The following is a 17,826-nucleotide window of genomic DNA, read 5'->3' as shown; positions in this document are numbered from 1 at the left end:
GCCCGAGGGGCCGTGCCGGGAAAGGTCAGCGGAAGGCCTGTTCCCCGGTGAGCGCCTTGCCGATGACCAGGGAGTGGACCTCGCTCGTGCCCTCGTAGGTGAGCACCGACTCCAGGTTGTTGGCGTGGCGCAGCACCGGGTACTCCAGGGTGATGCCGTTGGCGCCCAGGATGGTGCGGCACTCGCGGGCGATGGCGATGGCCTCGCGCACGTTGTTCAGCTTGCCCACGCTCACCTGCTCGGCGGTGAGCGTCCCCGCGTCCTTGAGACGGCCGAGGTGGAGCGCGAGCAGCATGCCCTTGCCCAGCTCGACGGACATGTCCGCGAGCTTCTGCTGGGTCAGCTGGTAGGAGGCGAGGGAGCGGGCGAAGACGATCCGGTCACGGGCGTACGAGATCGCCGTCTCCAGGCAGTCGCGGGCGGCGCCGAGCGCGCCGAAGACGATGCCGAACCGGGCCTCGTTGAGGCAGCCGAGCGGGCCGGAGAGGCCGCGGGCCTCGGGGAGCACGGCGTCGGCGGGGAGACGCACGTCCTCCAGGACCAGTTCGCTGGTGACGCTGGCCCGCAGGGACAGCTTCATCTTGATCTCCGGGGCGCTGAACCCGGGCGTGCCCGCCGGGACGAGGAATCCGCGCACGCCGTCCTCGGTGCGGGCCCAGACGACGGCGACGTCGGCCACGGAGCCGTTGGTGATCCACATCTTGGTGCCGTTGAGCACCCAGTCGGAGCCGTCGCGCTTGGCGTGGGTGCGCATGGCGCCGGGGTCCGAGCCGGCGTCGGGCTCGGTGAGGCCGAAGCAGCCGATGTACTCGCCCGCCGCCATCTTCGGCAGCCAGCGCTGCTTCTGCTCCTCCGAGCCGTACTTCCAGATCGCGTACATGGCCAGGGAGCCCTGTACGGAGACCAGGGAGCGCAGGCCGGAGTCGACGGCCTCCAGTTCCAGACAGGCGAGGCCGTACGCGACGGAGTTGGTGCCCGCGCAGCCGTAGCCCTCAAGGTGCATGCCGAGCACGCCGATGCCGCCGAGAGTTCGGGCGAGTTCGCGGGCGGGGATCTCGCCCTTCTCGAACCAGCCGGCGACGTGCGGCCGGAGCTCGCGGTCGGCGACGGCGCGGACGGTGCGGCGGATCTCGCGCTCCTCGTCGGTCAGCAGTCCGTCGACAGCGAGCAGGTCGAAGGGGTGGACGGGGGCGGAGCTGGACTGCGACGACGACTGCGACTTCACGGACGGCCTCCTGGCGGCTGTGGCGACTCGGCGAGCCGAAGCGTAGCCGTAGATCGGATATTGGATCCAGTATTGAAAATCCGATGTCCGAACCGTACGGTCCGATGGGATCCGATCGCCAGTGAGGGAGAACGGAATGCGCGCAGATCAGCCGGGTACGACGGAGGCGGGCGCCCTGTCGGGGATCGTCGTCGCCGACTTCGGCCGGGTGCTCGCCGGCCCCTACATGACGATGCTCCTCGCCGACCTGGGCGCGGACGTGATCAAGATCGAGCGGCCCGGTTCCGGCGACGACACGCGCGCGTGGGGCCCGCCGTTCGCCGACGGGGAGGCCACGTACTTCCTCGGGGTGAACCGGAACAAGCGTTCCGTCGCGCTCGACCTCGCGGACCCCGAGGACCTGGCGGCGGCGCGGGCGATCGTGGACCGCGCGGACGTGCTCGTGGAGAACTTCCGCCCCGGCACGATGGAGAAGCTCGGTCTCGGGTACGAGGACGTGCGGGCGGGCAATCCGGGGCTGGTCTACTGCTCGGTGACCGGCTTCGGCACCGAGGAGGGCGCCCGGCTGCCGGGCTACGACCTGCTCGTCCAGGCCATGGGCGGTCTGATGAGCGTGACCGGCGAACCGGACGGTCCCGGCACCAAGGCCGGGGTCGCCCTGGTCGACGTCATCACCGGGCTCCACGCGGGCCTCGGCGTCCTCGCCGCCCTCCGGCACCGGGAGCGCACCGGCGAGGGCCAGCGGGTCGAGGTCTCCCTGCTCTCCTCGCTGCTGTCGGCGCTCACCAACCAGGCGGCCGCCCATCTCGGGGCCGGTGTCGTCCCGCTCGCGATGGGCAACCGGCACCCGAGCATCGCCCCGTACGAGGTGTTCGAGGCGCAGGACCGGCCGCTGATCCTCGCCGTCGGCAACGACCGGCAGTTCCGGTCCCTGTGCGCGGGGCTCGGCCTGCCGGAGCTGGCCGACGACACCCGTTTCGCCACCAACTCCGCCCGGGTCGCCCACCGGGAGGAACTGGTCACGGCCCTCGCGGGGCCGCTGGGGACCCGTACCGCCGACCGCTGGTTCGAGGAGCTGACCGCCGCCGGGGTGCCCTGCGGGCCGATCAACGACCTGGCCGCCGCCTTCGACCTCGCCGACCGGCTGGGGCTCGCTCCCCGGGTGCCGGAGTCGGCGGCCGGACCCGGGCAGGTCGCCCATCCGGTCCGGCTGGGCGCCACCCCGCCCAGCTACCGCGCCGCTCCCCCGCGCCTGGGCGAGCACACGGAAGACCTGCTGTCCTCCCTGGGCCTGGGGCGGGCGCGGGCGGTCGGCGCGCGGAATCCTTAGACACGCGCGCGTAGGAAGATGGTCCTGACCGGTGGAGCGATCCACGGGTGGGCAGAGCGAGGAAGACGGAAGGTCACACAGGCGATGAGCAGCGCGGTGCAGAGGCGGCGGCCGCAGACCGCCCAGCAGTTCGTCCTCGGGGAGCTGCGGCGCGCCATCACCAGCGGGGAGCTGCGGCCCGGCGGGCAGATCCGGCAGGACGCCCTCGCGGCCCGGTTCGAGGTCAGCCGGGTGCCGCTGCGCGAGGCCCTGAAGGCCCTGGAGGCCGAGGGCCTGGTCGTCCATCACATCCACCGGGGCTACTTCGTCGCGGAGCTCTCGCTCGCCGACCTGGAGGAGATCTACCGGATCCGGGAACTCCTGGAGACCGAGGCGGTGCGGAGGGCCGTGGGGCTGCTGCCGGACGGCATCGTGGCCGCCCTCGAAGGCATCCAGCGCGAGGTGGAACGGGCCGCCGAGGAGGGGGACGTGACGGCGATGGCGGCCGCGAACCGGCGCTTCCACTTCACGCTGATCGAGGCGTCCGGGATGCCTCGGCTGGTCCGCCTCATCGCGACGCTGTGGGACTCCACCGACGCGTACCGGTCGCTGTACTACACCGAGGACCCGCACCGGAAGCAGGCCGTCCGCGAGCACCGGGCCGTCATCTCCGCACTCCGCCAGGGCGACGAGGAGGCCACCGTGCGCTGGCTCGACGAGCACCGGGCGCACGCGGTGGCGGCCCTGCGCGCGGTCCTGGAACGGGACCGGTCGGCGGACGGCGGCACCCCGGCGGGACCGGCGTAAACCGGATGCCGGGTGCTCCCCCGCCCGCCTAGGCTCCCGCGCATGGATCACAGGACTCTGGTCAACGTCGTCGACGTCGAGGCGACCTGCTGGGAGGGCGAGCGGCCGCCGGGAGAGGTCAGCGAGATCATCGAGATCGGGCTGACCGTCGTCGATCTGGACGCGCGGGAACGCGTCTCCCGCCACCGCGTGCTGGTGCGGCCGGCCCGTTCGCGGGTCAGCGCCTTCTGCACCGCGCTGACCGGGCTCACCCAGGCCGAGGTCGACGGCGGCCTGGACTTCGCGGCCGCCTGCCGGCTGCTCGCGACGACGTACGCGGCGGGCGTGCGGCCCTGGGCGAGCTGGGGCGACTACGACCGCAACCAGTTCACCCGCCAGTGCCGGGCCACCGGCACCCGGTACCCCTTCGGTCACCGGCACACCAACGCGAAGATCGCCTTCACCGAGGCGTACGGGCTGGCCAGGCGACCGGGGATGGCGCAGGCGCTGGAGGTCGCCGGGCTGCCCCTCGAAGGGCGTCACCACAGCGGCGAGGACGACGCGTGGAACATCGCGGCGCTCGTCCTGCGGCTCGCGGAGCGCGACGCCTGGCCGGATCCGCTCCCCCACCGGGCGGGCTGACCCCGCCGCCCCTGGGGGGTCAGCTGCCGTCGCCCGGACCGCCCGGACCGCCGCCCCGGGGTGGCGATTCCGCCGAGCGCTGCGGTTACCCTGACGCCGGACCCGAGGAGGAACCATGGGGCGGATGCCGTCGGCCGTACGGCGCAGGCAGTTGGTCGAGGCCGCGATCAGGGCGATGACCAGGGACGGTGTCGCCAGGACGACGACGCGGTCGATCTGCGCGGAGGCGGGTGTGTCGCTGAGCGTGTTCCACTACTGCTTCGATTCCAAGCAGGCCCTGCTTGAGGCCGCGATCGAGACGATCACCGGCAACTACGTGGTGCGGGTGATGTCGGCGGTCGAGCCGGGCTCGACCCTGCGGGAGACCGTACGGGGCGCGCTGCAGACGTACTGGGACCACGTCACGGCCCATCCGGGCGAGCACATGCTGACCTACGACCTCACCCAGTACGCGCTGCGGGAGCCTGGGTTCGAGCATCTGGCGCGTGCGCAGTACGACCAGTACGTGGCGTCGGCGGACGCCCTGCTCACTCAGGTCCGCGAGGTGCGGGGGGTGGAGTCCCGGATCCCGGCGGAGACGCTCGCGCACCATCTGGCGGCGGTGATCGACGGTCTGACGCTCCAGTATCTGGTCCTCGGTGACGAGAAGACCGCCTCTGACCAGCTGGATCTGACGGCGGATCAACTGGCGCTGCTGATCGAGGGCTGACGCCCGGTCCGCCGTACGCCCACGTGGAACACCACGCGTCCCACCGGACCCGCACATTCTTCAACAGGTCATCTGTCCCGGACTCTTGACTCACTCCGTCAACACCGCGATCCTCGGGGCGCCCGGTACACCCCACCGACCGGAGGCTTCGCACACATGACACGACCCATCACGCGCGGAACGGGCGGCAGATCCGCCCTTCTCGCGTTGTTCCTGGCCCTGGCCGCCGTCCTCTTCGGCTCCGGTCCCGTCCCCGCGGCCGCCGCGGGCGGTTCGTGGTGGGAGCCCACCTCCCGCCCCGCGGCCGACTCACAGATCAACGTCACGGGCGCCCCGTTCACCGGCACGGACGCCCAGGGGAAGGTGCGCGGCTTCGTCGACGCGCACAACCACCTGATGTCCAACGAGGGCTTCGGCGGCAGGATGATCTGCGGCCAGACGTTCTCCACCGCGGGCATCGCCGACGCGCTCAAGGACTGTCCGGAGCACTACCCGGACGGCACCGGCGCCCTCTTCGAGCACCTCACCGGAGGTGACAACGGCAAGCACGACCCCGTCGGCTGGCCCACGTTCAAGGACTGGCCCGCCAACAACTCCCTGAGCCACCAGCAGAACTACTACGCCTGGGTCGAGCGCGCCTGGCGCGGCGGCCAGCGCGTGCTGGTCAACGACCTCGTCAGCAACGGCCTGATCTGCTCGCTCCTGCCCCGCGACCGCGGCTGCGACGAGATGGACGCGATCCGGCTGGAGGCCCGTAAGACGTACGAGATGCAGGACTACATCGACGGGATGTTCGGCGGCCCCGGCAAGGGCTGGTTCCGGATCGTCACCAGCGCCGACCAGGCCCGTTCGGTGATCCAGCAGGGCAAGCTCGCGGTCGTCCTCGGCGTGGAGGCCTCGGAGCCCTTCGGCTGCAAGCAGATCCTCGACGTCGCCCAGTGCGGCCAGGCGGACATCGACAAGGGGCTCGACGAGCTGTACGCGCTCGGCGTGCGCAGCATGTTCCTCTGCCACAAGTTCGACAACGCGCTGTGCGGCGTCCGGTTCGACAGCGGGACGACGGGCGTGGCCGTCAACATCGGCCAGTTCCTGTCCACGGGCACCTTCTGGGCCACCGAGAAGTGCGCGGGCCCGCAGCACGACAACCCGATCGGGCTGGCCGCCGCACCTCCCGCGATGGCGGAGAAGCTGCCGGCGGGGGTGGGCGTTCCCTCGTACGCCTCCGACGCCCAGTGCAACACGCGGGGACTCACCCGGCTCGGAGAGTACGCCGTGAAGGGCATGATCCAGCGCGGCATGATGCTGGAGCTCGACCACATGAGCGTCAAGGCCGCGGGCCGTGCGCTCGACATGCTGGAGGCCGAGGAGTACCCGGGCGTGCTCTCCAGCCACAGCTGGATGGACCTGGACTGGACCGAGCGGCTGTACCGCCTGGGCGGGTTCCTCGGTCAGTACATGAGCGGTGCGCAGGGCTTCATCGGCGAGGCGGGCCAGAAGGCCGCGCTCCGCGCGAAGTACAAGGTCGGCCTGGGCTACGGCACCGACATGAACGGGGTCGGCGGCTGGCCGGCACCGGGCGGGGCCGACGCGCCGAACGCCGTGAAGTACCCCTTCCGCAGCTTCGACGGCGGTTCGGTGATCGACCGGCAGGTGACGGGCGAGCGCACCTGGGACTTCAACACCGACGGCGGTGCCCACAACGGCATGGTCCCGGACTGGATCGAGCAGATCCGGCTGTCCGGTGGCGGTCAGGGCGTCGTGGACGAGCTGTCCCGTGGCGCGGAGTCGTACCTGACCACGTGGAAGGCGACCGAGAACCACGAGGTGGGCGTCAACCTCGCCGCGGGCGTGCCGACGTCGGCGAGCTCGTCGGAGTGGAACCCGTTCACGAGCTTCGCCCCGGGCCGGGCGTTCGACGGTGACGTCAACACCCGCTGGGCCAGCGACTGGTCGGACGACCAGTGGCTGGGTGTGGACCTGGGCGCCGTCCGCAGGATCGGCCGGGTGAACCTCGACTGGGAGCGGGCGTACGCACGCCAGTACCGGATCGAGGTGTCCGAGAACGGCACGGACTGGCGCACGGTGTGGTCGACGCAGGCCGGGGACGGCGGGCTGGACACGGCCGAGTTCCCGTCGACGTCGGCCCGTTACGTCCGCGTCCACGGCGAGCAGCGGGCGACCCAGTGGGGCTACTCGCTCTACGAGGTCTCGGTCCGCAGAGCCTGAACGCGCGAAGGCGGGGCCTGCCGGATCGGTCGCGATCCGGCAGGCCCCGCCCGCGTTCCTCAACTCCCGTTCGGTCCCGTCCAGTCCGCGGGGACCCGGGCCGGCCGCACCCGCTGCGGATGGTCGCCGACGTCCACGGAGGCCACCGCCCGGCCGGTGGCGAAGTCGATGGCGGTCACGCGGTCGGCGCCGCTCTCGGAGACGACACAGGAGCGTCCGTCGCCGCTCACGGTGGCCCAGTAGGGCTTGGAGGCCGTGACGAGCGGGCCCTCCTGGAGCGTGGCGCGGTCGACGACGGTGGCGTAGTCGTCCATGGTTCCCGCGACGCAGAGCTTGGTGCCGTCGGGGCTCATCGAGAGGCCGTGGTGGCGCGAGTCGTTGACCCAGGTGGTGCGGTCGGTGTCGGTCGCCGGGTTGCCGGGGAGTTCCTTGGACCGGGTGATCCGGTCCGTGGCGATGTCGTACTCCAGGAAGCCCTTGAAGAAGGAGACCTGGAAGTAGAGCTTCTTCCCGTCCGGGGTGAGGACCAGGGGGCGGACGGCGTCGGAGAGGTCGCCGCGCCCGAAGGCGTCGAGGCGTTCGCGCATGTCGATGACGCGGACGGTCCGGAAGGTCTCGGTGTCGACGACGGTGATGCGGCGGTCACCCTTGGTCCAGTCGAGCCAGGGGGCGTCGAGCGCGGTGGTGACCTCGCCGATGGACATGTTCCAGAGCATGCCGTCGGAGGTGAAGACGTTCTCGTGGGGCTTGTCGCCCGTCGCGAAGGAGCCCAGTTGACGGCCGGTGGAGATGTCGAGGACGTGGACGGTGTTGGCGGTGGAGGCGGAGACCGCGACGCGGGTGCCGTCGGGGGACACGGCCATGTGGTCGGCGCGGTAACCGGCCACGGGGAAGCGCCAGTTGATCCGTCCGGTCCGCAGGTCGAGGGAGACGACGTCGGCGAAGCTCGGCCGGGAGACGACCATGGAGGCGCCGTCCGGGGTCGCGTACATGTCGTCGACGAACTGGTCGTGGCCCTCACCCGGTCCGGTGCGGACGCCGAGGAAGAACGCGAGCTTGACGGGGTTCAGATAGATCTCGCGGAGACGCTCCGCCTTGTCGGGGACGACGTTCAGCCGGCCGATGCGGTGGAAGTCGCCCCGCGAGGCGATCACGTCGGCCGTGCCGTCCCAGTTGTTGCCGACGAACATCACCTCGCGGAGCGCCGCGGGCTGCGGGTCCTCCGGGGCGGCGGCCGATCCGGTGCCGCCGGCGGTGGCGACGAGGGCCACGGCGGCGGCGAGGGCCGCCGCGAGACGCGAGGAACGGGCGCGGGGGCGGTGGCTCGGCGTACGGGCAGCGGGCATGCGGGGTCCTTCTTCCGGCTCTCGGGGGTGACTTACCCGAAGTAACCATGTGCATGACAAGCGGGGCAAGCCCTTGTCACAGCCCGATTCACCCCCGATTCGCACCCGCCCCGCGGCGCTTCTCGCTGTCCGCGTCCACCCCTGGGACCACCCCTGGGACCACCCCCGGGCCCGACCCCGCATCCCGTTCCCGCCCCCGGTGCGAGATCATGGAATCCGGAACCCAGAAGGGACGGAACGGACGATGAGGCACCGCAGTGTCGCCGACCTGATGACGCCGACCGCGGTGGCGGTGCAGCCGGGGACGTCCTTCAAGGAGATCGCACGGCTCCTCGACGAGTACGGCATCACCGCGGTCCCGGTGGTCGACGACGAGAACCGGCCGGTGGGCGTCGTGTCCGAGGCGGACCTGCTGCGGCGCCACACGGCCAAGGACGGGCCGAGCACCGCGGAGGCCATGATGTCGAGCCCCGTCGTGACCGCCCGCCCCTCGTGGACGGCGGTCGAGGCGGCCCGGCTCATGGAACGGCACCGGGTGAAGCGGCTCCCCGTGGTGGACCCGGACGGACGCCTGATCGGGGTGCTGAGCCGCAGCGACCTGCTCCAGCTGTTCCTGCGCAGGGACCGTTCGATCCAGGAGGAGATCCGGGAGGACGTGGTGGTCCGCATCCTGCGCCTCTCCCCCTCCGCCGTGCACATCGACGTCGACGAGGGCCGGGTGACGCTGAGCGGCACCCTGGACCGCCCGGGGCTCGGCCCGATCATCGTCCGGCTGTGCGAGACGGTGGACGGGGTGGTCGAGGTCGCCGACCGGCTGACGTACGAGGGGGACGGGGAGAACCCGTAGGGGCGCGGCGGTTCCGCCCCGCGGGGGACGTCGGCCCTCCGCGCGGCGGTCCTTCGGCGGGCGGGGCGCGGCCCGGTGGTCCCGTCGGGCGGCGCCCCCGGCTCGGCGGTTCCGTCAGGAGACCGCCTCCGGCCAGCCGTATCCGGGTCCGGTGTGCTGGGGTACGGTCCCCGCGCCCGCCGCCTCCATCTCCCGGTCGGCCTCTCGCATCAGCTTGCCCGCCAGGTCCTTCATCGCCCGGCTCGCGGCGAGCTCGTCGCCGATCGCCGGCACGTCCACGTCCGCCGGGTTGCAGCGGGCGGAGCCGTGGCCGGTGAGGGTGGAGTTGCCGGTGGTGAGCCGGGCCTCGGCCTTGGTCCTGCCTGCGTCCTCGACCAGTTCCACGCCGACCGTCCACTCCAGGGTGCGGGTCATGGTCTGCCTCCTCGCGCGCGGCACCGCGCGGAAGCGCGCGGCGCGGCCCCTTCCGATACCTCCAGGATCCATCGGCGGGGGCGCGGACGCACGGGGGGAGCCACGAGGGCGGCGGCCGGATACTCAGGGCGCCCGGAAGAGCCGGGGGAACCGCGGCGCCAGCCAGGGCTTGCGTCCCCAGCCGAGCGCCTTGCCCCGGGCGATCACGGGCCAGGGGTCGACCCGGCCGAGGCCGAGCAGCAGGAAGGCGACGGGGTCGGTGAGGATCGTGCAGTCCGGCCGGGCGGGCGGCTCGTGGGTCACCTCGACGGCGCCGTCCGTGACGACGACGCCGAAGCCGGCGCCGCCCCGGAGCCGTACGGCGAAGCGCGCGGTCAGGCCCGCGACGGCGGCCGGGTCGGTCACCCGCGGCATCGCCTGGAGCATGAACGGCAGGGTCAGTCCGACCCGGTGCGCGTCGAGCATGTGGGGTCGGCCGAGGGCGAGGGCCAGGTCGTATCCGTGCCCGAGCATGTGCGTCAGGAGGTACGAGCCGAGGACGGCCGGACGCATGGTGCCGAGCGGGGTGACGAGGAGGTCGTCCGGGTCGCGGTCCTCGACGGCGGCGAGGAAGGCGGCGGCCCGTTCGGTGATGAGGGCGGCGAGCGGGCCGGGGGCGCGCTCGGCGAATCCGGCGAGGGCGCGTTCGTTGGCCTCGGCGAGACTGCCGGGGGTGCCGTCGCCGTAGGGGCGCTCGTGGCCGGCGGCGAGGTCGGCCATCAGGGCGTTGGCCTGGGCCAGGTGCGCGGCGGCCTCTCCGACGGTCCAGGTGGAACGGGGCACGGGCAGACCTGAGACGTCCGGGGAGCCGCTCCGCCCTGCGGACCCGCGACCGGGCCCGACGCCGCCGGAACCGCCGGCGGGGACGGCTGGGGCGGCGTCCGCGCCCGGGGCCCCGCGCAGCACGGCGGCGATCTCCTCCGCCGTCGCCGATATCGCCTCGGCCAGCCCGCCGGGAAGCACCCCGCCCGCCTGTCGCACCACCATCGCCGCACCCCTCCCCTGCCTCCGGCGGCCCCAGGCGGAGCACCGGTCGGTGAGGGAACGTACCGGCCGGTCGCGCGGTGACAGCCCTCGGAACCGGGAGCCCGGCGCGGCTCGGGCCCCCACCGGCGACCGTGCCCTCGGGTCACTGCGCGCACGGGCGCCGTCCGCCCCTGAGCCGGGTGGCCGTGGCACACGCGCCACGACCGCCCGGAACCCCGGTCAGGCGTCCGCGCCGTCCACCACGAGGACGATCTTGCCCGTGGTGCGTTCGGTCTCGCCCAGCGCGTGGGCCTTCGCCGCGTCGGCCAGCGGGAAGACCGCCTCGACGTGGGCGCGCAGCGCGCCGGATTCCACGAGGGCCGCGATGGCCTTCATCCCGGCGTGGTCCGCCTCCACGAGCAGGTCCTCGACCCGCACGCCCCGGGCGGCGGCCTTCGCCGGCTCGTCGGGGTCGGTGCTCGGGAGCAGGGAGACCAGGGTGCCGCCGGGGCGCAGGACGTCGAGGGAGCGGACGCGGGTGTCCGCGGAGAGCGGGTCCAGGACCATGTCCACGTCCCGGACCACCTCGGCGAAGTCCACGGAGCGGTAGTCGACGACCTCGTCCGCGCCGAGGGAGCGCACGAAGTCGTGCTTGGGCGCGCTCGCGGTGCCGATGACGTACGCGCCTCGGGCCTTGGCGATCTGGACGGCGAGGTGGCCGACCCCGCCGGCGGCGGCGTGGACGAGAACCCGCTGCCCGGGACCGACGCCCGCCGTGTCGACGATCGCCTGGTACGCCGTGAGGGCGGCGAGCGGCAGGGCGCCGGCCTGGACGTGGTCGACGGCGGCGGGCTTGTGGGCGAAGGCGCGGGCGGGTCCGGTCACGTACTCGGCATGGGAGCCGACGCCGTGGGGGTAGGGCAGCATGCCGAAGACCTCGTCTCCGGGCTTGAACACGGTGACGCCGAATCCGACGGATTCGACGACGCCGGAGACGTCCCAGCCGAGGACGACCGGCAGTCGGTCGACGAAGAAGCCCGCGGAGCGGTGCTTCCAGTCGGTGGGGTTGACGCCGGCGGCGCGTACGGCGACGAGGATCTGGCTCGGGCCGGGTACGGGCCGCGGCACGGTGACCTCTCGGAGCACCTCGGGGGTGCCGTGGGTGTCCTGGCTGATGGCGCGCATGGTGGGGTGGTTCGTCATGGGTCAAGCGTCGCCGTCGGCCCGGACGCGTACCATGGCATGATTGCCATCTTTCGACGGGATCGTGCCATGGGAACTCCGCATCGGGTCGTCGTCCTCGCGCTGGACGGGGTGTACCCGTTCGAACTGGGCATCCCGAGCCGGGTGTTCGGGATGCTTCGCGGGCGGTACGAGGTCGTCACCTGCTCGGTGGACGGGCTGCCGGTCCGTACGAACGCCGATTTCTCGGTGACGGTCGAGCACGGTCCCGAGGCGCTGCGCACCGCCGACACCGTGATCCTTCCGCCCTTCGACACCTCGCTCCTCCCCCGTGACCTGCCTCCGGGTACGGCGGAGGCGCTGGCGTGCGTACGGCCGGGGGCACGCTTGGTGTCCATCTGCACCGGCGCCTTCGTGCTCGCCGCCGCCGGGCTCCTCGACGGGCGGCCGGCCACGACGCACTGGGGGCTCGTGGACACCTTCCGCTCGTGGTTCCCGCAGGTGGAGCTCGACCCGGATGTGCTGTTCGTCGACGACGGCGACGTGCTCACCTCGGCGGGCGCGGCCTCCGGGGTGGACGTCTGCCTGCATCTCGTCCGCAAGGACCACGGCGCCGCCCTCGCGAACCAGGTGGCCCGGGTGTGCGTCGCTCCGCCGTGGCGGGACGGCGGCCAGGCCCAGTACATCGAACGGCCGGTGCCGGTGAGCACGGCGAGCGGGACCTCGGCGACCCGGCAGTGGGCGCTGGAGAACCTGCGGGAGGCGCTCCCCCTGAGCGAGCTGGCCGGGCACGCCCGGATGAGCCTGCGGACCTTCGCGCGCCGCTTCCAGGAGGAGGTCGGCATGAGCCCGGGGCGGTGGCTGATCCAGCAGCGGGTGTCCCGGGCCCGGCAGCTTCTCGAAACCACCGATCTGGCTGTCGACGAGATCGCCGGGGAGGTCGGTTTCGCCACCGGGACCTCGTTGCGTGAGCATCTGCACGCCGCCATCGGGGTCACTCCGCTCGCCTATCGGCGTACCTTCCGGGGCACCGTCCCGACGGCGGCGGAGACCGCCGGCATCTGAGCTTTCCGCAGGCCGGGCGAGTGGAGTCGGCCGGGCGGACCCACCGGAACGCCCGCGCCGGGGAGGCGGACCAGCGCTGGTGGGGGCTTCGGGACAGGGTTACGTTCGAGGGCGTGCCACCCCGGAGCCCCGGAACGGGGTTTCCGGCCGCCCCCCTCGGGCCGGTCCCCGGCCCGCACCCCCGGGAGTACCCCCATGCCCAAGATCCTGTTCGTGATGACCGGCGCCGACGCGTGGACGCTCGCCGACGGGACGAAGCACCCGACCGGTTTCTGGGGCGAGGAGGCCGCGGCGCCGTACGAGGCGTTCACCGGCGCCGGGTACGAGGTCGTCGTCGCCACCCCCGGCGGTGTCGTGCCCACCCTCGACCGGGGCAGCCTCGCGCCCGAGTTCAACGGCGGGCAGGAGGGCTCGGACAGGGTCGCGGCCGTCCTCGCCTCGATGGACGAACTCCGGCACCCGATCGCTCTGGAGGACGTACGCCCGGACGACTACGCCGCCGTCTTCTATCCGGGCGGGCACGGCCCGATGGAGGACCTCGCCGTCGACGCGGCCTCCGGCAGGCTGCTGGCCGGGGCCCTGGCGTCCGGCAGGCCGCTGGCCGTCGTCTGCCACGGCCCGGCCGCGTTCCTCGCCGCCACGGACGAGGACGGCAAGAACGTCTTCGCGGGGTACCGGGTGACCGCGTTCAGCAACGCCGAGGAGACGCAGGCCGGCTTCGCCGACAGGGCGAAGTGGCTCCTGGAGAGTCGCCTCGTCGAAGCGGGCCTGGACGTCGGCGTGGGCGAGCCGTGGGTGCCGAACGTGGTCGTCGACCGCAATCTCGTCACCGGCCAGAACCCCGCGTCGGCCGCCCCGCTCGCGGCCGCGGTCCTCAAGGCCCTCGGCGACTGACACCCCGGGCCCCCGCCCGCGCACGCGCCCGCCCCGGCTTTCCGGCTTCCCTGCTTTCCGGCTGCCCGGCTGCCCGGCTGCCCGGCTGCCCGGGGCGTCGTACGCGTCAGGCGGTGGCGCGCCGCCAGGCCGCTTCGCGCAGCAGGCGCAGTCCGTTGAGGCCGACGAGGACGGTGGAGCCCTCGTGGCCGAGGACGCCGAGGGGCAGCGGCAGGGTGCCCGCGAGGTCCCAGACGACCAGTCCTGTGATGACCGTGCCCGCGATGACGAGGTTCTGCACGACCAGGCGCCGGGCGGTACGGGAGAGGGCGACGACCGTCGGGACGGTGGCGAGTTCGTCGCGGACGATCACCACGTCGGCGGTCTCCAGGGCGAGGTCCGAGCCCGCGCGGCCCATGGCGACGCCGGTGTGCGCCGCGGCGAGGGCGGGGGCGTCGTTGACGCCGTCCCCGACCACCATGACCCTGCGGCCCGCCCGCTCCCGTTCCCGGACGGCGGCGACCTTGTCCTGCGGCAGGAGTCCCGCGCGCACGTCCGTGATGCCGATGTCGGCGGCCAGCCGGGCGGCGGCGCGCGGGTTGTCGCCGGTGAGCAGCGCGGGCGGGGTGCCGGTGAGCGCGGTCAGGGCCGCCACGGTGGCGGCGGCGTCCGGGCGCAGCCGGTCGGCGATGCCGAGGACACCGGCCGGGACCCCGTTCACGACGACGAGCACGGCGGTCTGCCCTTCGGCCTCCAGTTCGCCCGACACGGCGGCGGCGCGGGCGGCGAGCGGGCCCTCGGCCCCGGCCAGGAGCCGGGCGGGCGCGCCGACCGCGAGGGTGTCGCCCGCCAGGGTGGCGGTCACTCCGGTGCCGGGGGTGGAGCGGAAGTCCTCGACGGGCGCGGGCCGGTGGCCCCGGGCCTCGGCGGCGACGACGACCGCGCGGGCCAGCGGGTGCTCGCTGGGGTGCTCGGCCGCGGCGGCGAGGGCGAGGATCGCGTCCTCGCCGGGGCCGGAGTCCGTCAGGGGGCGGACGGTGGTGACGCGTGGGGTGCCCTCGGTCAGGGTTCCCGTCTTGTCCAGGGCCACCGCGTCGACCTGGCCGAGGCGCTCCATCACCACGGCGGACTTGACCAGGACGCCGTGGCGGCCCGCGTTCGCGAGGGCGGAGAGCAGCGGGGGCATGGTGGCGAGGACGACCGCGCACGGCGAGGCGACGATCATGAAGGTCATCGCCCGGAGCAGTGCGGCGGTCAGGTCGGAGCCGAGGGCGAGCGGGACGAGGAAGACGGCCAGGGTGGCGGCGACCATGCCGAGCGAGTACCGCTGCTCGACCTTCTCGATGAACAGCTGGGTGGGGGCCTTGGTCGCGGAGGCCTCCTCCACCATGCGGACGATGCGGGCGATCACCGAGTCCGAGGCGTCCCGCTCGACCCGGACGCACAGTGCGCCGGTGCCGTTGAGGGTGCCGGCGAAGACCTCGTCGCCGGTTTCCTTGAGCACCGGCAGGGGCTCGCCGGTGATGGTGGCCTGGTCCACCTCGCTCGCGCCCGTCAGGACGCGGCCGTCCGCGCCGACCCGCTCGCCGGGGCGGATGACGACCGTGTCCCCGACGAGGAGCTCCCCGGTCGCCACGGTCTCCTCGGTGCCGTCGCGGAGGAGGCGGGTCGCGGTGGTCGGGGCGAGGTCGAGCAGTCCGCGCACCGAGTCGGCGGTACGGGCGGTGGCCACCGCTTCGAGAGCGCCGGAGGTCGCGAAGATGACGATGAGGAGGGCCCCGTCGAGGACCTGCCCGATGGCGGCGGCGCCGAGGGCGGCGACGACCATCAGCAGGTCGACGTCCAGGGTCCTGTCCCTGAGCGCCTTCAGCCCCTCCCTCGCGGGTTCCCAGCCGCCCGCGAGGTAGGTCGCCGCGTACAGGGGTCCCCAGGTCCACGCGGGCGCGCCGAGGAGGTGCAGGGGGAGGGCGGCGAGGAAGAGGAGCAGGGCGGCCAGCGCCCAGCGTGCCTCCGGCAGCGCGAGGACGCGGGTGCGGCGGCGCGGCGCCGCGGTCCCGGCGGAGGGCCGGGCGGGCTGGGTCAGGGTGGAGACCATGGCGGGAGGAGTCCTTCAGGGGAGGGGCGTACGCGCTCACCCACGGAGGGCCGTACCGTCCCACCGTACAGGAATACTTGAACATCCATTCATGTGTTCATTTCCGTAGGATGGCGCCCATGGGCCACGGAGCGAACACCACGGACGACGGCGCGACCGCGCGCACCCGCCTGACCCCCGAGAACGCGCAGCAGGTCGCCACCACCCTCCAGGCCCTCTCCACACCGTCGAGGCTGCTGATCCTGGCCCGGCTGCGCGAGGGGCCCTGCGCGGCGACCGAACTCGCGGACGCCGTCGGCATGGAGCAGTCCGCCTGTTCCCACCAGCTCCGTCTGCTGCGCAACCTCGGCCTCGTCACCGGCACCCGGCAGGGCCGCTCCGTGGTCTACGCCCTGCACGACGACCATGTCGCCGGCCTGCTCGACCAGGCGCTCCACCACGTGGAACACCTCCGCCTGGGCGTGACGGACCCGGCCGCCGGGGTACGCGGGACGTAGCCCGGACCGGCGGACCGCGTCCCGTACGTCCGGCCTCACGGGCTCACAGGTGCCCCGGGTCCACCGGCATGGGGTGGGACGGCGGGCCGGGCGGTGCCGTAGGGGCCGCGGCGTCCTCTCCCGTACCGGGTTCCCCGGCCCGCGGCGCGTCCGAGGCCTCGGCGGGCCGCAGTCGTCCGCGCCAGCCGCCGGTCGCCCCGTCGTGGTCCTCGACGAAGGCCTTGAAGCGGAGCAGATCGCCCGCGACCCGGCTCTCGACCACGCCGACGGCCGCAGCCGCCTTCTCGGCGGCGCCCTCCGGCGCGAAGTCCATCGACAGGGTCACCTCCGTGTTCCTGTCGTCCAGCCGCAGGAAGGTCACCACGCCCTTCTGCCGCACGTCGCCGCCGACGGTGCGCCAGGAGATCCGTTCGTCGGGGAGCTGGTCGACGATCTCGGTGTCGAACTCGCGGGTCACCCCCGCGATGCTCGTCCGCCAGTGGGCGTGCCGGTCGTCGATCTGCCGCACCTCCACCACGCCGTGCATGAAGCGGGGGAACTCCTCGAACTGCGTCCACTGGTCGTAGACCTCGCGCAGCGGGGCGTACACGGTGATCGTGTCGTGCACCATCGCGGGTCATCTCCCTCGGTCGACGGCGTACCCGCCCGGCTGCGCGACTACCCGGTCAGGCATCCCGTAACCCCGGTTCCAGGCCCGGGACCGGTACGCTCCCGGCCGCCGAGCACGGTCCGGCTCAGGCGGCCGGGACAGTCGCGAACGGGCTGTCGGGGAGCCGGGCGAGGAGGTCGCCCGCGTCCTCGTAGACCGCCGCGGCGCCCGCGTCGAGCAGATCGGCCCCCGGCACGCCGCCGCAGAGCAGCCCGGCGCAGACCACACCGGAGCGGCGTGCGGCCTTCATGTCCCACACGCTGTCACCGACGAACACGGCCCGGTCGGCGGTCACGCCCACCAGTGACAGGGCGTGCTCGACCGGGTCGGGCGCGGGCTTCCCCTCGTCGACGTCGTCGGCCGTGGCGGTGGCGGTGATCGCGTCGTCCGCGTCGACGGCCGCGCGCAGGGCCGTCAGCTCGCGGTCCTTGGCCGAGGTGACCAGGACGACCTTCCATCCCTCGCCCGCGAGGGTCCGCAGCAGCTCCGCCGCCGCGTCGAAGGCGCGGAGCCGTTCGAGGTACGTGCCGTAGAGGCTGTCGTGTGCGGCGCCGAGCCGGTCGTCCCGCGAGCGGTCGCGGGACGGGCCGAGGAGGTGCCCGAGGAGCTTGTCGGCGGGCAGGCCGATCGCCCGGTGGACGGCGTGCGTCGGCACGTGGTGGCCGTGCTGGCGCAGGGCCTCCCACCAGGAGACGACATGGAGGGGGTTGGAGTCGACGAGGGTTCCGTCGACGTCGAAGAGTGCGGCGCGGTCCATCTCGGGCTCCCCACGAGGGACGAAGGGCGGGCAGGGGCATCGTCGTGGTCGTGCGTCCGATGCTCGTACGTCCTGCGGCCCGCCGCATCAGGACTCCGGCCGACTTGCTCGCGACCACCGCCCCAAACCGGCGCCCCCTCACTAGAGTCTCCACGGACACGCACCTACGGGACCCCGCCACGTCCCGCGAAAGGACCTG

General features: G+C 73.3%; 17 protein-coding genes. 9 read left to right on the top strand and 8 right to left on the bottom strand.

Annotation, left to right across the window (positions count from 1 at the left end; genetic code table 11):
* Window positions 1-25 precede the first annotated feature (25 nt).
* Window positions 26-1,225, bottom strand: coding sequence for an acyl-CoA dehydrogenase family protein (locus tag ASD33_RS23320; protein WP_056563840.1), 1,200 nt, complete (start codon window positions 1,223-1,225; stop codon window positions 26-28).
* A 136-nt stretch (window positions 1,226-1,361) separates the two neighbouring features.
* Between ASD33_RS23320 and ASD33_RS23315 the strand changes: the two genes are divergently transcribed.
* The 5 genes from ASD33_RS23315 to ASD33_RS23295 all read left to right on the top strand — a co-directional run bounded on the left by ASD33_RS23315 (window position 1,362) and on the right by ASD33_RS23295 (window position 6,897).
* A complete protein-coding gene (locus tag ASD33_RS23315; protein ID WP_056563837.1) occupies window positions 1,362-2,555 on the top strand; it encodes a CoA transferase in 1,194 nt (397 codons plus the stop codon).
* 84 nt (window positions 2,556-2,639) lie between these two features.
* Window positions 2,640-3,341, top strand: a complete 702-nt coding sequence (locus ASD33_RS36835) for a GntR family transcriptional regulator (protein ID WP_056563833.1) — start codon at window positions 2,640-2,642, stop codon at window positions 3,339-3,341.
* Window positions 3,342-3,383: 42 nt separating this feature from the next.
* Complete coding sequence (locus ASD33_RS23305; RefSeq protein ID WP_056563830.1) at window positions 3,384-3,962, top strand: 3'-5' exonuclease; 579 nt, start codon at window positions 3,384-3,386, stop codon at window positions 3,960-3,962.
* Between the two features lie 115 nt (window positions 3,963-4,077).
* Window positions 4,078-4,671: a TetR/AcrR family transcriptional regulator gene (locus ASD33_RS23300; RefSeq protein ID WP_056563828.1), complete on the top strand. Its 594-nt coding sequence runs from the start codon at window positions 4,078-4,080 to the stop codon at window positions 4,669-4,671.
* A gap of 156 nt (window positions 4,672-4,827) precedes the next feature.
* Entirely contained in the window at window positions 4,828-6,897 is a 2,070-nt protein-coding gene (locus ASD33_RS23295; protein WP_056563823.1) for a discoidin domain-containing protein, read from the top strand.
* A gap of 59 nt (window positions 6,898-6,956) precedes the next feature.
* Here the strand turns inward: ASD33_RS23295 and ASD33_RS23290 are convergent, their stop codons facing one another.
* The gene (locus ASD33_RS23290; protein ID WP_056563820.1) at window positions 6,957-8,243 is read right to left on the bottom strand and encodes a YncE family protein; all 1,287 of its coding nucleotides are present in this window, start codon (window positions 8,241-8,243) and stop codon (window positions 6,957-6,959) included.
* A gap of 244 nt (window positions 8,244-8,487) precedes the next feature.
* On the opposite strand from ASD33_RS23290, the gene ASD33_RS23285 reads away from it, so the two are divergent.
* Window positions 8,488-9,090: a CBS domain-containing protein gene (locus ASD33_RS23285; protein ID WP_056563817.1), complete on the top strand. Its 603-nt coding sequence runs from the start codon at window positions 8,488-8,490 to the stop codon at window positions 9,088-9,090.
* A 114-nt stretch (window positions 9,091-9,204) separates the two neighbouring features.
* Here ASD33_RS23285 and ASD33_RS23280 read toward each other — a convergent pair whose 3' ends face one another.
* From ASD33_RS23280 to ASD33_RS23270, 3 genes are all read right to left on the bottom strand, one after another.
* Window positions 9,205-9,504 carry a DUF1876 domain-containing protein gene (locus tag ASD33_RS23280; protein WP_056563813.1) on the bottom strand — a complete coding sequence of 100 codons (300 nt, stop codon included), beginning with the start codon at window positions 9,502-9,504 and terminating at the stop codon, window positions 9,205-9,207.
* A 123-nt stretch (window positions 9,505-9,627) separates the two neighbouring features.
* Window positions 9,628-10,530, bottom strand: a complete 903-nt coding sequence (locus tag ASD33_RS23275) for a maleylpyruvate isomerase family mycothiol-dependent enzyme (RefSeq protein WP_056563810.1) — start codon at window positions 10,528-10,530, stop codon at window positions 9,628-9,630.
* Between the two features lie 219 nt (window positions 10,531-10,749).
* Window positions 10,750-11,712, bottom strand: coding sequence for an NADP-dependent oxidoreductase (locus tag ASD33_RS23270; RefSeq protein ID WP_242427231.1), 963 nt, complete (start codon window positions 11,710-11,712; stop codon window positions 10,750-10,752).
* Window positions 11,713-11,781: 69 nt separating this feature from the next.
* Here ASD33_RS23270 and ASD33_RS23265 point away from each other — a divergent pair, with 69 nt between their 5' ends.
* Window positions 11,782-12,756, top strand: a complete 975-nt coding sequence (locus ASD33_RS23265) for a helix-turn-helix domain-containing protein (RefSeq protein WP_056563808.1) — start codon at window positions 11,782-11,784, stop codon at window positions 12,754-12,756.
* A gap of 195 nt (window positions 12,757-12,951) precedes the next feature.
* Complete coding sequence (locus ASD33_RS23260; RefSeq protein ID WP_056563804.1) at window positions 12,952-13,650, top strand: type 1 glutamine amidotransferase domain-containing protein; 699 nt, start codon at window positions 12,952-12,954, stop codon at window positions 13,648-13,650.
* Between the two features lie 106 nt (window positions 13,651-13,756).
* Here the strand turns inward: ASD33_RS23260 and ASD33_RS23255 are convergent, their stop codons facing one another.
* Entirely contained in the window at window positions 13,757-15,724 is a 1,968-nt protein-coding gene (locus ASD33_RS23255; RefSeq protein ID WP_056563801.1) for a heavy metal translocating P-type ATPase, read from the bottom strand.
* 119 nt (window positions 15,725-15,843) lie between these two features.
* Here ASD33_RS23255 and ASD33_RS23250 point away from each other — a divergent pair, with 119 nt between their 5' ends.
* A complete protein-coding gene (locus tag ASD33_RS23250) occupies window positions 15,844-16,221 on the top strand; it encodes a metalloregulator ArsR/SmtB family transcription factor (RefSeq protein WP_056563798.1) in 378 nt (125 codons plus the stop codon).
* Window positions 16,222-16,264: 43 nt separating this feature from the next.
* Here the strand turns inward: ASD33_RS23250 and ASD33_RS23245 are convergent, their stop codons facing one another.
* Window positions 16,265-16,831: an SRPBCC family protein gene (locus ASD33_RS23245; RefSeq protein WP_063992014.1), complete on the bottom strand. Its 567-nt coding sequence runs from the start codon at window positions 16,829-16,831 to the stop codon at window positions 16,265-16,267.
* Between the two features lie 124 nt (window positions 16,832-16,955).
* Complete coding sequence (locus tag ASD33_RS23240; protein ID WP_056563795.1) at window positions 16,956-17,627, bottom strand: HAD family hydrolase; 672 nt, start codon at window positions 17,625-17,627, stop codon at window positions 16,956-16,958.
* Window positions 17,628-17,826: the final 199 nt, after the last annotated feature.

This window comes from Streptomyces sp. Root1304 (assembly GCF_001426405.1).
Lineage (GTDB): Bacteria > Actinomycetota > Actinomycetes > Streptomycetales > Streptomycetaceae > Streptomyces.
The sequence above is the reverse complement of the archived record's forward strand: the minus strand, read 5'-3'. Positions and strand labels throughout refer to the sequence as shown.